The sequence below is a fragment of the Sulfitobacter sabulilitoris genome (assembly GCF_005887615.1).
Lineage (GTDB): Bacteria > Pseudomonadota > Alphaproteobacteria > Rhodobacterales > Rhodobacteraceae > Sulfitobacter_E > Sulfitobacter_E sabulilitoris.
Genome location: NZ_VANS01000002.1, coordinates 735490 through 749107, shown reverse-complemented (window position 1 = coordinate 749107; position 13618 = coordinate 735490). Strand labels below are relative to the sequence as shown.

Genomic DNA, 13618 nt, shown 5'->3' with positions numbered 1-13618 from the left:
CGCTGGACGGCCTTGGCACAAGACACTACCTCTGGTGCGGATCCCACGCCCCAACCCCCGGAGCGCCCAGATGACGAAACCGCCCCTGACCCTCTACCTTGCTGCCCCGCGCGGGTTTTGCGCGGGCGTCGACCGCGCGATCAAGATCGTCGAAATGGCGCTCGCGAAATGGGGCGCGCCGGTTTTCGTGCGTCATGAAATCGTGCACAACAAATTCGTGGTGGACAGCCTGCGCGACAAGGGGGCCGTCTTCGTCGAGGACCTGTCGGACTGCCCCGATGACCGTCCGGTAATCTTTTCCGCCCACGGCGTGCCGAAATCGGTGCCCGCCGCCGCCGCCGCGCGGAAAATGGTCTATGTCGATGCCACCTGCCCGCTGGTCAGCAAGGTCCATATCGAGGCGCAGCGCCATTTCGACAACGGCCTGCAGGTGATCATGATCGGCCACGCCGGCCACCCCGAAACCGAAGGCACGATGGGGCAATTGCCGCCGGGCGAAGTGTTGCTGGTCGAGACCCCCGCAGACGTGGCGGAAGTAGAGGTTCGCGATCCGGCGCGACTGGCCTTCGTGACCCAGACAACGCTCAGCGTCGATGACACCGCCGAGATCGTCGCGGCGCTGCAAGCCCGTTTTCCCGCCATTGTCGGCCCCCACAAGGAAGACATCTGTTACGCCACCACCAACCGGCAGGAGGCCGTCAAGGCGATGGCCCCCAAATGCGACGCCATGCTGGTCGTGGGCGCGCCCAATTCATCGAACTCCAAGCGGCTGGTGGAAGTGGGCGCACGCGCCGGATGCGCCTATGCCCAGCTTGTGCAGCGCAGCGCCGATATCGACTGGCGAAGCCTTGAGGGGATCACCTCCATCGGCATCACCGCCGGTGCGTCGGCACCCGAGGTTCTGATCAACGAGGTTATCGACGCCTTCAAGGATCGCTATGACGTGACGGTCGACATAGTCGAAACCGCGGTCGAAAACGTGGAGTTCAAAGTGCCGCGCGTCCTGCGCGAACCGGCATGACAGGTATTCCCCGCGCGCCGCTTCTCCTGGGCCTTGCCGGGCTGATCCCCTTCGTCTGGGGCGCGCTCACGTATCTCAACGATCCGCTGGCCACATGGGGGCTTGCCACTTTTGGCCCCCGTTTTGTCGGACCCTACGTGCAGCTTTTCTACGGATCGGTCATCCTGTCGTTCATGTCCGGGGTGCTCTGGGGGTTTGCCACCAAAGCATCGGGTGCCCGCGCGGCGACCGGATACGCGCTCTCGGTGCTGCCCGCGCTTTGGGCGTTTTTCATGACCGGCGGCGGACCGGTCAGCGCGGGGCTCAACCTGATCTTCGGATTTTCCGGTCTGCTGATCCTCGACATCGCCTTTTCGCACTGGGGTCTGGCCCCGCGTTGGTGGCTGTCGCTGCGCGTGCTGCTGACCGCAATCGTCGTGATCTGCCTCGGCGTCGGGGTCTTTCTGTAGCGCGATGCGTTTGTGGGGTGGACGCGCCCCCACGGCATTGGCTATCGCCTATGTCCAATGACACAGATTATCGCATATACTGACGGGGCGTGCTCCGGAAACCCGGGGCCCGGCGGATGGGGCGCACTGCTGCGCGCGATGGACGGCGATCGCGTCGTCAAGGAACGCGAACTCAAGGGCGGCGAGCGGCAGACCACCAACAACAGGATGGAATTGCTGGCGGCGATCAACGCGCTCGAATCGCTCAGCCGCCCCTCCGAGATCACGATCGTCACCGACAGCAACTACGTCAAGAACGGCATCACAAGCTGGATCCACGGCTGGAAAAAGAACGGCTGGAAAAACGCCGCGAAAAAGCCCGTCGCAAATGCCGAATTGTGGCAGCGCCTCGATACGGCCAACGCCCGGCACAAGGTGACATGGAAATGGGTCAAGGGCCACGCAGGACACCCCGAAAACGAACGCGCCGACGAATTGGCGCGCGCGGGAATGGCGCCCTTCAAATCGAAATGATCCAAATCCGATGACTCTGCTTGCGTTTCTCGACTATGCCTCGGTCTTCATCTTTGCCTTCACCGGGGCGCTGGTGGCCAGCCGCGCCCAGCTTGATATCGTCGGCTTTGCCTTCATCGCCTGCCTTACGGCGGTCGGCGGCGGCACCCTGCGCGACGTGCTGCTGGATCGCAACCCGATCTTCTGGATCGCGAATCCCACCTACATCGGTGTCGCCTGCACGGCCGCCCTGATCGTTTTCTTCACCGCGCACCTGTTCGACAGCCGCCTGCGCACCCTGATCTGGCTGGACAGCTTCGCCCTGTCGGTGGCCGTCGCGGCCGGCACCGGCGTGGCCCTCGCGCTGGACCAACCCGTGCCGGTGGTTCTGCTGATGGGAATGACCACGGGCTGCATGGGCGGGCTGATGCGCGATGTGGTCGTGGACGAGGTGCCGATCGTTCTCAAGCAGGGTGAACTCTACGTTTCTGCCGCGTTCGCGGGCGCCGCCGCCGCGGTTCTGTCCGCTCTGTGGATCACCGACACGACGGTGCAGCTTGCGATCTGCGCCGCGACTACATGGGCCTTGCGCGCGGGCTCGCTCGCCTTCGGATGGAGCCTCCCGGTCTACAAAAGCCGCCCCCCTCGGGCCTGAGAAACCGCAGGCTGGATTCTTTCGGCCTCGAATACCCGGCTCAGCGCGTCATCTGCGCCAGTGGAACGGCACGATGATCAGCGCCCCGATCGACGACACGATGGCATTCACACCGGGGCTGGAAAAGCCGAAGCCGAACATCAGGCGCACGAAATAGAACACGAAGGCCCCGCCGACGCAGATGATGATGCCCTGCAATATTCCATTGCGTGTGAAGCCTGTCTTTTCCGACAGGTAGCCGACGATCCCGGCGATCACGACCGTTCCCATCATAGTCAGAAACATGGGCTCACTCCTCCAATACAGTACCTGCGGGCAGGCCGCGCCCACGCAGGAAATCATCCGCCGACTGCGCGCCCCTGCCCGCCCGCTGCAGCCGCAACACCTCGACCGCGCCGCCACCGCAGACGACCCGCAGCGGATCGTGCAGAACCGTACCCGGAACGCCCGTGCCACTGGCCAACCGGGACGCAAGCACCTTGATCCGCGTGCCCTCTGACTCGAACCACGCGCCGGGGAACGGCGACAGCCCGCGGATCAGGCGGTCGATCTCGACCGCCGGGCGGCGCCAGTCGATCCGCGCCTCGGCCTTGTCGATCTTGGCGGCATAACTCACGCCCTCCTGCGGTTGCGGCACCGGCGTCAGATCATTCAGTTGCGCCAATGCCTCGACGATCAGTTCGGCCCCGATGACGCTCAACCGATCATGCAGGTCCGCCGCCGTATCCGCCGCCCCGATGTCCGTCGCCCGCCGCAACAGCACCGGCCCGGTGTCGAGGCCCGCCTCCATCTGCATGATGCAAACCCCAGTCCGGGCATCGCCCGCCATGATCGCCCGCTGGATCGGCGCGGCCCCCCGCCAGCGCGGCAAAAGGCTCGCATGGATGTTCAGGCAGCCTTGTAACGGGGCATCAAGGATCGTCTGCGGCAGGATCAACCCATAAGCCACGACCACCGCCACATCCGCCTGCAAGGCCGCAAAGTCCGCCTGCGCCTCATCGGTTTTCAGGGATGTCGGGTGGCGCACCGGCAGGCCCAACGCCTCGGCCCGCAATTGCACCGGGCCCGGACGGTCCTTTTTGCCGCGGCCCGCCGGGCGCGGCGGCTGGCAATAGACACAAACGATGTCATGCCCGGCATCCACAAGCGCATCCAGCACGGGCACGGAAAACGCCGGCGTTCCCATGAATATCACACGCATCGCTTGTCCTCTCGGCAGGTGTGCAGGGGTCGGATCACGCTCTGGTCTTGCGCGCACGGCGCAGCAGCATGTCGCGCTTGACCCGGCCCAGACGGTCGAAATACATCCGCCCGTTCAAATGGTCGATCTGGTGTTGCACGCTGGTCGCTTCCAGGTCGACGAAATCGCGCCGCGTGATCATCCCATTCTCGTCCAGAAACCGCACCGTGACGGCACGGGGCCGCGCGATCACCGCCGAATGACCCGGCAAATTCGGGCTGGCTTCCTCGTGTTCGCGCAGTTGCGGCGAGGCATGCAGGATTTCGGGGTTGGCCAGCCGGATGCGCCGGTTGCGCCGGTCCGACGCATCGACCACCGCCAGTCGCAGCATCACACCGATCTGCGGCCCGGCAAGGCCCACACCGGGCATCGCATCCATCGTGTCGATCATATCCTGCCAGATCGCACGGATTTCGTCGGTGATCTCGGGGACCTCCGTCGCGGGCGTGCGCAGGCGTTTGTCCGGCCAGGACAGGCAGCGCCGGACCGTCATGAGCGCGCGGGCCGCGGGCGGCTGTCAGGGGGCGACACGGCCCGGTCGATCCGGTCATAGACCACGATGCCGTCCAGGTGGTCCATCTCGTGCTGGACCAGCACCGCCTCAACCCCGGAAAAGATCGCCTCGCTGCGGGTATTGCCGGGACCGGCCCACCGAAGTGTCACGTCCCGCGCGCGCGACACCAACATCGTCTCGCGCGGGATGGACAGGCAGCTTTCCTCGCCGGTCTGCCGTACCTCCGACAGGGCGATGATTTCGGGGTTCACAAACACCTGCGGCGCAGGCACGCCGGATTTCCAGCCCGCATCGATGACAAAGATCCGCACCATCGCCCCCACCTGCGGACCGGCAAGGCCACGCCCGGGGGCATCGTACATCGTCTCCAGCATATCGGCGGCCAGACGGTCGATCTCGGGGGTGATCGCCTCGACCGGGGCGCAGGTTTCGCGCAGGCGCGGGTCGGGCCACTTCAGGATCGGCAGAACGCTCATTCGCGCGCCAATTCGCGCTTGAGCTTGACCATCTTTCGCGTGATCATCTGCCGGCGCAGCGGCTTGAGGTGATCGATGAACAACCTGCCATCCAGATGGTCGATCTCGTGTTGCACACACGTCGCCCAAAGCTTGTCGAAGGTCTCGCGCCGCAGGGTGCCGTCGCGGTCGATCCATTCCACGTCCACTTCGGCCGGGCGGGTCACGTCGGCAAACTGATCCGGGATCGACAGGCAACCTTCCTCGTAGACGTTCGTTTCATCCGAGGACGACAGGACGCGCGGGTTGAACATGACGAGCGGGCGCGGCGTCTCGCCTTCCTCCTTGCGGCAATCCAGCACGATCAGCCGGTCAGACAGCCCGACCTGCGGCGCGGCAAGCCCTATGCCCGGCGCATCATACATCGTCTCCAGCATGTCATCGGCCAGTTGACGCAGTTCGTCCGACAGGTCGGAGACAGGTTTCGCGGCCTTTTTCAGCCGGGGGTCGGGATGCAAGAGGATATTCCGTTTCATGCGGATCATGTAAGACATGCCCTTGGCGACCGCAATAAGCAGGGGCTTGCAGCCCGTCAGTTTCCCGCTAGCTTTGCCGCAAAGAATAGGAGCCCACATGAGCCTTGACCACAGCACGGATCCCCGTTTCGACGACATCATTGACCGCCGCGGCACGCACTGCGTCAAGTGGGACATGATGGAGAAGATTTTCGGCGTGCCGCGCGACAAGGGCATCGCCATGTGGGTCGCTGACATGGATTTTCGTCCGCCGCAGGTCATCCAGGATGCATTGCAGGGGCTGCTGGATCACGGAATCTACGGGTATTTCGGCGACGACAGTCAGTACACGTCGGCAATCACGTGGTGGATGCAGACCCGCCATGGCTGGACCGTCGACCCGGAGTGGATCTTCACCACGAATGGATTGGTCAACGGCACCGCGATGTGTGTCGATACCTTTACCCAGCCGGGCGATGGCGTCGTGCTGTTCACGCCGGTTTATCACGCCTTTGCAAGGGTGATCAACGCTGCTGGCCGACGCGTCGTCGAATGCCCGCTGACCAACGCGAACGGTCGCTACGAGATGGACTTCGACGCCTATGACGCCCAGATGACCGGTCGCGAAAAGATGCTCGTGCTGTGTTCTCCGCACAATCCGGGTGGCCGCGTCTGGACCAGGGGCGAACTCGAAGCCGTCGCGGCCTTTGCGCGGCGGCACGACCTGATCCTTGTGTCGGACGAGATCCACCACGATCTGCTGATGCCCGGCGCGACCCATACCCCGATGTCCAATATCGCCGGGGTCGCGGACCGGCTGGTGATGATGACCGCGACGACGAAAACCTTCAACATCGCCGGATCGCATGTCGGCAATGTCATCATCGAAGACCCCGACCTGCGCGCCCGCTTTGCCACGCGGATGGCAGCCCTTGGGTTGTCGCCCAACTCGTTCGGGCTGTTCATGGCGACAGCGGCCTATTCGCCGGAAGGGGCGCAATGGGTCGATGACCTGTGCGTGTATCTCGATGGCAACCGCCGCCTGTTCGACGATGCGGTCAATGCCATTCCCGGTCTGGCGTCCATGCCGCTGGAGGCGACCTACCTGTCATGGGTGGATTTCGCGGGCACCGGCATGACCCGCGAGGAATTCACCCGCCGGGTTGAGAAGGACGCCTGCATCGCGGTCAATCACGGGCCGACGTTCGGTTCCGGCGGCGACAGCTTCTTGCGATTCAACATCGCGACGCCCCGCGCCAATGTGCGCGAGGCCTGCGACCGTCTTGCCAGGGCATTTGGCGATCTGCAGTAACCCATCCCCAAGGCTCTGGATCGCGGCGAAAAAGCGGCGGGTCAGCGGGTATATTCGATCAGCGCAGCAGGGGCGTTTTCCGCCTGTTCGAAATCCAGCGCGGGCCGGCTTGCCACCGGCGTGGCCCGCTTGAACGCAAACAGCATCTCCCCGCCCTCTTCGTCGGTGGCCACGATCAGGCATTGAAACAGATGAAGCGCGCCATCGTAGAGATCGACCAGACCGCGCAGGTGCGGCGCGCTGCCGGCCTCCATCGCGAACCCCGTCTTCCACATCCGCAAGACCGGATAGCGGACACCGTCCGCTTCGATCCGCAGGCGCGACGCGCGACGCAGGCTTTCGACCCGCGCCGCATCAAGCCCGGCTTGTATGTCCTTGGAAAAATTCGTTTCCATCTCGGTCGTTTCCCCCCTCTGGTCGATCCGAAGATCGCACGCGGCCTATCAAAAGCAAGTTAACTTTTTATGTCACCCGGTAACTCTGTGCGCATGCGCAGCCCCTCGTGCGCGCACTCCGGACTGTCCAAGGCCGCTGCCGATGCCTACCTCTGTCCCACCTGCAAAGGAGATCGGCGATGGGACTGCTTGTTGACGGCGTCTGGCGCGACCAGTGGTACGACACTAAAAAGTCGGGTGGCTCGTTTGAACGATCCGCCGCGAAATTCCGCAATTGGATCACCGCGGACGGCTCCGCCGGTCCTTCGGGCGATGCAGGCTTTGCGGCCGAATCAGGGCGATACCACCTCTACGTGAGTTATGCCTGCCCCTGGGCCCATCGCGCCTTGATCTTTCGCAAGCTCAAGGGACTTGAGGATCACATCGGCGTATCGGCGGTTCATTCCGACATGCTGGGCGATGGCTGGACATTTCAGACCGACGATCATGGCGCCACGGGCGACCGGCTCTATGGTCTGCCCTTCGCGCGCGACATCTATCTCAAGGCAGATCCCAAATTCTCGGGCCGCGTGACCGTTCCGATCCTTTGGGATACCGAGCGGGAAACCATCGTCAGCAACGAATCCTCCGAAATCATCCGCATGTTCAACAGCGCGTTCGACGCCATCACCGGCAACGACGACGACTATTGGCCCGCCGACCTGCGCGCCGCGATCGAACCCGTTAACGACCGCATCTACGAGACGTTCAATAACGGGGTCTACCGCGCCGGCTTTGCCACCACGCAGGAGGCATATGACGCTGCCGTTCATCCGCTGTTCGACACGATGGACTGGATCGACGACCGCCTGTCGGAAAAACGCTACCTGATGGGCGACCGCCTGACCGAGGCGGACTGGCGCCTTTTCACCACGCTGGTACGCTTCGACAAGGTCTATCACCTGCACTTCAAGTGCAACCGCAAGCGCCTGATCGACTACCCTCACCTCTGGGCGTATACCCGCGAACTGTTCCAGGTGCCCGGCGTCGCCGAGACGGTCAATTTCGACCATATCGTGCGCCACTACCACTACTCCCACGAAACGATAAACCCGCATCGCATCATACCGATCAACCCGGTGATCGACTTTGCGGCGCCGCACGGTCGGGCATAGCAACACCGATCCCTCGCGCGCTGCGGCGGCGGGCCTTCGCGCAGTCGGGGCCCTTTCGATTGACGCCGGGGCCGCGATGCTGTGCAAAGCACGATTAATGACGTGGGTGGCCTTGGCCGGGCGCGTCCTGTTGCCGTAACCTGTTTCAAGGATGTCGCGATGCGTCTGATGCCCTGTGTTCTTGCCTTGCTTGTCTCTGCCGCGCCCGCGCTGGCACAATCCAACTGCGGCGGCGATTTCGGTGCGTTCGTTGCTGGCCTGAAAACCGAAGCCACCCAGAAAGGCTATGACGCGGGCACGATCGACGGGTTCTTTCGCGGCGTCCGTCGCGACCCTGCCGTATTGCGCGCCGATGGGGCCCAAGGGGTCTTTCAGCGCCCGTTCATCGACTTCGCGCGCCGTCTGATCTCGGCTGACCGGATCACACGCGGCAAACGCAACGCGGCCCGCTACGACAGTATCTTTGACCGGATAGAGCAGGACTACGGCGTCGACCGCGGCGTATTGCTGGCCTTTTGGGCGTTCGAGACCGATTTTGGCGCCGTGCAGGGCGATTTCAACACGGCGAACGCGCTGGTCACTCTGGCCCATGATTGTCGGCGACCGGAGCTGTTTCGTCCGCAGATCTTTGCCGCGCTGGAATTGTACCGCCGCGGCGATTTCGATCCCGCCAACACCACCGGCGCATGGGCCGGCGAGATCGGGATGGTCCAGATGTTGCCCCAAGACATCCTCGACAATGGTGTCGATGGCGACGGCGACGGTATCGTATCGCTGAAAACATCCGCCCCGGACGCCCTGCTATCGGGCGCGAAGATGCTGCAAGGCCTAGGCTGGCGCAAAGGCGAGCCGTGGATCCACGAGGTCGAGGTGCCCGCAGGGTTCGATTGGTCGCTGTCGGGCCTCGACACCGTGAAACCGGCGGGCGACTGGGCCGCGATGGGAATAAAAGCCCGCGACGGAGCCTTGGCACAGGACCTGCCCGCCTCCCTGATCGTGCCGCAGGGGCACAAGGGGCCCGCTTTTCTCGCGTATCCGAACTTCAACGTGTATTTCGAATGGAATCAAAGCTTTACCTACGTGATGACCGCGGCCTATTTCGGCACCCGCCTGCAAGGCGCGCCGGTGTTCGAGGCTGGCAATCCTGATCCGGGCCTGTCGGGCGACCAGATGAAAGCCCTGCAGCGCAAGCTTGCGGCACGCGGCCATGACGTCGGCGGGATCGACGGAATCCTTGGCGCGGGCACCCGTGCGGCGGTACGTGCCGAACAGGCGCGTCTCGGCCTGCCTGTCGATGCCTGGCCTACGCCGGAACTGCTGAACCGGCTCTGACGGCGGGCCTCAGGGCCGGAGCGGAAACCGCAATCCGCGTTCGGTCAGCATGACAAGGCGTCCGCCACTCTGAACGTATCTGTCGCAGCGGCTGCGCCCGTTCTCATAGGCGATGCAGACGGTGCCATCCTCTTCGACCCGGTAATTTCCCCGGGCCGTGCCACCGCCATCCGCATAGGTATAGGAATACCCCCCGCCGGACCCGAACCGCGATTGCCCATCGTCGTAGAAGGTCAGCGTCGCATCAGTCGTCAGCGCCACGACCTGCGGGCGGCTCAACGGCACATCGCCGGCGCGCAGGGCCCAATCCTGCGCAAAGGCAGGCATCGGTAAAACCGCGATCAGGCACAATATCAAACGCATCCGGACCAAACCTTGTTGAAGTGTCGATTGCCACAACCCTAGCACGGATGCCACCGGCTGCGCCCTGACGTTCACGCGACCAGCGTTTCCGCCTTCTTGAGGTCCACCGACACAAGCTGGCTCACACCCTGTTCGGCCATCGTCACCCCATAGAGCCGATCCATCCGCGCCATCGTCACCGCATGGTGCGTGATGATCAGGAACCGGGTGTCGGTCTGGCGGCACATCTCGTCCAGCAGGTCGCAGAACCGCGTCACGTTGGCATCGTCAAGCGGCGCGTCCACCTCATCCAGCACGCAGATCGGTGCCGGATTCGCCAGGAACACCGCAAAAATAAGCGCCATCGCGGTCAGCGTCTGCTCGCCGCCCGACAGCAGGCTCAACGTGCTCAGCTTCTTGCCCGGCGGTTGGCACATGATCTCCAAACCGGCGTCCAGCGGATCGTCGCTTTCGACCATGACCAGATTGGCCTCACCGCCCCCGAAAAGATGCGAGAACAACAGCGCGAAGTTGGAATTCACCTGCTCGAACGCCGTCAGCAACCGCTCTCGCCCCTCGCGGTTGAGGCTGGCAATCCCGCCGCGCAGGGTCTTTATCGCCTCCTCCAGATCCGTCTTTTCGGTGGCCAGGCTGTCATGCTCCTCCTGCACCTCGCGGGCGTCTTCCTCGGCCCGCAGATTGACCGCGCCCAGGGCATCCCGCTGGCGTTTGAGACGGTTCACATCTGCTTCCAGCGCCTCTGCGCCCGGCATCGCGTCGGGCGCGGCCTCCAGCGTGGCCAGCAATTCAGCCGGGGTGCGCTGCTGATCCTCAGCGATGCGTTCGGCGGCATAGGCCACCGTCTCGCGCGCGGCATCGCTGCGCGCCTCGGCCCGCGCCCGCGCCTCGCGCGCGTCGGATGCCTGGCGCTCGGCCTCCCGCTCTGCGGTGGTCGCATCCCGCAGTGCGGTTTCGGCCAGGGCCAGCGCATCGCTGGCGGCGTCGCGCCGCTTCTCGGCTGTCTCGATGGCGGTGTTCAACTCGTCGCGCTTGGCGGCGATTTCGGCGGGGGCGGCGCTCGCCTCCTTCAACTCCGCCTCCGACGCGGCCTTGCGGTCCACCAGTTCCGCGCTCCGGGTCGCGGCGGTCTCTAGCCGGTGCCGCCAGCCGCTGATCTCCTTGGTCACTTCCTGCGCGCGGCGGGTGCGCGCCTCGCCTTCGCGGCGCGTCTCGTCATGCGCAGAGCGGCGCGACATCATCGTGATCCGCGCGGCCTCGACGGTCAGACGCAGATCCTCGACCTCGGCCCGCGATTGCGCCAGATCGCCCAGATCGGACAGCGCGCGCTCGGCCTCTGTGACGCGGGCGCGCGCGGCCATCGCCTCTTCCTCGTGGCGCTTCACCGCCAGCCCCAGCGATTCCAGCCGTCCTTCGGCCAGGTTGCGGTCCGCTTCTGCCCGGCTCAGCGCGCGACCCGCATCCGCCACCAGACGGTCGGCGGCGCGACGGGCGTCACGGGCGGCCTGATCGGCGCGGGTCAGATCGGCAAGCCGCGCGGTCAGGGCATCATGTGCACCGCGCGCGCCCTCTGCCTTTTGCGTGGCCTGCTCCAGCGCCTGTTTCATCTCTTCCAGCCGGTTGAGCTGTTGCAGCCGCAAGGCGGCGGCGCTCGGCGCATCCTCCGCCCAGGCGCGATAGCCGTCCCAGCGCCACAAATCCCCCTCGGGCGACACCAGCCGCTGACCGGGTTTCAATTCGGCCTGCAACCGGGCGCCATCATCGGGATCGACAAGCCCGATCTGGCTCATTCTCCGAACCAGCACGTCAGGCACCGATACATGCTGGGTCAAAGGGGTCACGCCCCCGGGCAATGGCTGATCGGTTTCATAGGCGGGCAGAACGGTCCACCCCGACGGGCCGTCCTCCTCGACCTCGGGCGCGCGCAGATCATCCGACAATGCTGCACCCAAAGCCTTTTCAAAGCCCTGCTGGACCTGCAAACGGTCCAGGATCTGCCCGCCCTCCGCCGTGTCGCGCTGCACCAGCTTGGCCAGCGCGCCGGCCTCGGCGCGCAGCGCGTTCATCTCGCCTTCCGCCTCGGACCTGTGCGCGCGGGCATCCGCCTCGCGGCCTTGTGTCTCGGCGCGGGCCTCGTCTGCGGCAATCAGCGCGGTATCCGCGCGCTCGGCCTCCGCAACGGCGGCGGCTTCGGCGGTCTGGGCCGCCGCGAAATCGGCACCGGCCTTCTCCAGCGCGGCGCGGCTGGCCGCCACCGCCTCGCGCGCCTTGGTCGCCTCGCTCTCCGACTTGGCCTCGGTCTTGCGGTTGTCCTCCAGCAGGCGTTGCGCCGATCCGTGGCGCGCGGCCAGCCGCGCCATGTCCTCGGTCTGCTGCGCCAGATCGCCTTCGCGCGACTGCAGTACCTGTGCGGCCTCGCGCGCCGCCTCTGCCGCCGCCGTCAATCGGTCGTCCTGCCCCTCACCGGCCTTCGCCAGCTCGCGCGATTCCCACTCCAACCGCTCGATGGTCTCATGCGCATCGCGGTTCAGACCGCCTTCGCGCTCGATGTCGCGTGCCAGCTGGGCAATCCGACCCGTCAGCGTCTCGATGGTCTTTTGCGCGCGCGCCTCCTGATCGGTCAGCGTGTCGCGCTGCACAACAAGCCGCTGCACCACGGCCGCGGCGATCGCCTCTTCCTCGCGCAGGGGCGGCAGCGCATCCTCGGCCGCCTGGCGCGCCTTGGCCGACTGGCGCACCACGCCTTCGGCCTGCGCGGTGGCCGTGACACGCCCGCGCAGATCGTCCTCCGCCCGCGCCCGCGCCTCATCCGCCTCGCGCCAACGCCGATACAGCAACATCCCCTCGGACTGCCGCAATTCGGTGCCGATGGCGCGGTAACGCGCGGCCTGGCGCGCCTGGCGGGCCAATTGCGCCAACTGGCTGGCCAGTTGTTCGATCACGTCATCGACCCGTGACAGGTTGCTCTCGGCCGCCTTCAGCTTCAGTTCCGCCTCGTGGCGCCGCTGATACAGGCCCGAAATACCCGCCGCCTCCTCAAGGATCCTTCGACGGCTCTTGGGTTTGGCGTTGATCAGCTCGGCGATCTGGCCCTGCCGCACCAATGCCGGGCTATGCGCCCCGGTCGAGGCATCGGCAAACAGCATCTGCACGTCACGCGCGCGCACATCCTTGCCCGCCGCCTTGTAGGCGCTGCCCACGTCGCGCGTGATCCGCCGCACGATTTCAAGCGCGTCGGTATCGTTGAACCCCGTTGGTGCAAGCCGTTCGGAATTGTCGATATGCAGCGCCACCTCGGCGAAATTGCGCGCGGGCCTCGAGGAGGCACCCGCAAAGATCACGTCCTCCATCCCGCCGCCGCGCATCGCAGTCGGGCGGTTTTCGCCCATCACCCACCGCAGCGCCTCGAGCAGGTTCGACTTGCCACAGCCATTGGGCCCCACGACCCCCGTCAGGCCATCGGCGATGATCAGGTCGGTGGGGTCCACAAAGCTTTTGAAGCCCGTCAGTCTGAGTCTGGAAAAGCGCAATCCGCCCTCGCCCGATGATTCCAAGGTCCCGGCAATGTGCGGCCCCCGGCCCCACCCTGTCAATCGTCACACCCTACCAGAAGGGCTTCGTGCGAGGTTATCCACAAGATATTGTTACGGGAGCCGTCGTTTCGCGCGCAAACCGTTGACACATGCACAGCGGACAGGCTGCTATGACCCCACCCAAACCGAAA

Annotated in this window: 15 protein-coding genes; 7 read left to right on the top strand and 8 right to left on the bottom strand. The window is 65.1% G+C overall.

The window, feature by feature from the left end; all coding sequences use genetic code 11:
• Nucleotides 1-70 precede the first annotated feature (70 nt).
• The 4 genes from ispH to FDT80_RS12065 are packed head-to-tail and all read left to right on the top strand — an operon-like array spanning nucleotide 71 to nucleotide 2617.
• Entirely contained in the window at nucleotides 71-1021 is a 951-nt protein-coding gene (gene ispH, locus FDT80_RS12080) for a 4-hydroxy-3-methylbut-2-enyl diphosphate reductase (RefSeq protein ID WP_138662515.1), read from the top strand.
• Nucleotides 1018-1470 (top strand): DUF3429 domain-containing protein, encoded by a 453-nt coding sequence (locus tag FDT80_RS12075; RefSeq protein ID WP_138662514.1) that lies wholly within the window; start codon nucleotides 1018-1020, stop codon nucleotides 1468-1470. Before ispH ends, FDT80_RS12075 begins: the two co-directional genes overlap by 4 nt.
• A 57-nt stretch (nucleotides 1471-1527) precedes the next feature.
• Nucleotides 1528-1983 (top strand): ribonuclease HI, encoded by a 456-nt coding sequence (rnhA, locus tag FDT80_RS12070; protein WP_138662513.1) that lies wholly within the window; start codon nucleotides 1528-1530, stop codon nucleotides 1981-1983.
• Between the two features lie 10 nt (nucleotides 1984-1993).
• The gene (locus FDT80_RS12065; protein WP_138662512.1) at nucleotides 1994-2617 is read left to right on the top strand and encodes a trimeric intracellular cation channel family protein; all 624 of its coding nucleotides are present in this window, start codon (nucleotides 1994-1996) and stop codon (nucleotides 2615-2617) included.
• Nucleotides 2618-2665: 48 nt separating this feature from the next.
• Here the strand turns inward: FDT80_RS12065 and FDT80_RS12060 are convergent, their stop codons facing one another.
• Genes FDT80_RS12060 through def (FDT80_RS12040) form a run of 5 tightly spaced genes read right to left on the bottom strand, consistent with a single transcriptional unit; the run spans nucleotide 2666 to nucleotide 5362 of the window.
• Nucleotides 2666-2902 (bottom strand): hypothetical protein, encoded by a 237-nt coding sequence (locus FDT80_RS12060; RefSeq protein WP_138662511.1) that lies wholly within the window; start codon nucleotides 2900-2902, stop codon nucleotides 2666-2668.
• A gap of 4 nt (nucleotides 2903-2906) precedes the next feature.
• On the bottom strand, nucleotides 2907-3818 hold the full coding sequence (gene fmt / locus FDT80_RS12055; RefSeq protein ID WP_138662510.1) for a methionyl-tRNA formyltransferase: 912 nt from the start codon (nucleotides 3816-3818) through the stop codon (nucleotides 2907-2909).
• 34 nt (nucleotides 3819-3852) lie between these two features.
• A complete protein-coding gene (def, locus tag FDT80_RS12050; protein ID WP_138662509.1) occupies nucleotides 3853-4350 on the bottom strand; it encodes a peptide deformylase in 498 nt (165 codons plus the stop codon).
• Nucleotides 4347-4847 carry a peptide deformylase gene (def, locus tag FDT80_RS12045; RefSeq protein WP_138662508.1) on the bottom strand — a complete coding sequence of 167 codons (501 nt, stop codon included), beginning with the start codon at nucleotides 4845-4847 and terminating at the stop codon, nucleotides 4347-4349. Before def (FDT80_RS12045) ends, def (FDT80_RS12050) begins: the two co-directional genes overlap by 4 nt.
• Nucleotides 4844-5362 carry a peptide deformylase gene (gene def / locus FDT80_RS12040; protein WP_170311857.1) on the bottom strand — a complete coding sequence of 173 codons (519 nt, stop codon included), beginning with the start codon at nucleotides 5360-5362 and terminating at the stop codon, nucleotides 4844-4846. Before def (FDT80_RS12040) ends, def (FDT80_RS12045) begins: the two co-directional genes overlap by 4 nt.
• 97 nt (nucleotides 5363-5459) lie before the next feature.
• Between def (FDT80_RS12040) and FDT80_RS12035 the strand changes: the two genes are divergently transcribed.
• Nucleotides 5460-6653: a MalY/PatB family protein gene (locus tag FDT80_RS12035; protein ID WP_138662506.1), complete on the top strand. Its 1194-nt coding sequence runs from the start codon at nucleotides 5460-5462 to the stop codon at nucleotides 6651-6653.
• A gap of 41 nt (nucleotides 6654-6694) precedes the next feature.
• Here FDT80_RS12035 and FDT80_RS12030 read toward each other — a convergent pair whose 3' ends face one another.
• Nucleotides 6695-7048: a hypothetical protein gene (locus FDT80_RS12030; RefSeq protein ID WP_138662505.1), complete on the bottom strand. Its 354-nt coding sequence runs from the start codon at nucleotides 7046-7048 to the stop codon at nucleotides 6695-6697.
• Nucleotides 7049-7227: 179 nt separating this feature from the next.
• Here FDT80_RS12030 and FDT80_RS12025 point away from each other — a divergent pair, with 179 nt between their 5' ends.
• Nucleotides 7228-8202 (top strand): glutathione S-transferase family protein, encoded by a 975-nt coding sequence (locus FDT80_RS12025; protein ID WP_138662504.1) that lies wholly within the window; start codon nucleotides 7228-7230, stop codon nucleotides 8200-8202.
• A gap of 159 nt (nucleotides 8203-8361) precedes the next feature.
• The gene (locus FDT80_RS12020; RefSeq protein ID WP_138662503.1) at nucleotides 8362-9534 is read left to right on the top strand and encodes a lytic murein transglycosylase; all 1173 of its coding nucleotides are present in this window, start codon (nucleotides 8362-8364) and stop codon (nucleotides 9532-9534) included.
• 9 nt (nucleotides 9535-9543) lie between these two features.
• Here FDT80_RS12020 and FDT80_RS12015 read toward each other — a convergent pair whose 3' ends face one another.
• Together FDT80_RS12015 and smc are read right to left on the bottom strand one after the other, a co-directional pair.
• Entirely contained in the window at nucleotides 9544-9897 is a 354-nt protein-coding gene (locus tag FDT80_RS12015) for a hypothetical protein (RefSeq protein WP_138662502.1), read from the bottom strand.
• A gap of 71 nt (nucleotides 9898-9968) precedes the next feature.
• Complete coding sequence (gene smc, locus FDT80_RS12010) at nucleotides 9969-13424, bottom strand: chromosome segregation protein SMC (RefSeq protein ID WP_138662602.1); 3456 nt, start codon at nucleotides 13422-13424, stop codon at nucleotides 9969-9971.
• Nucleotides 13425-13618: the final 194 nt, after the last annotated feature.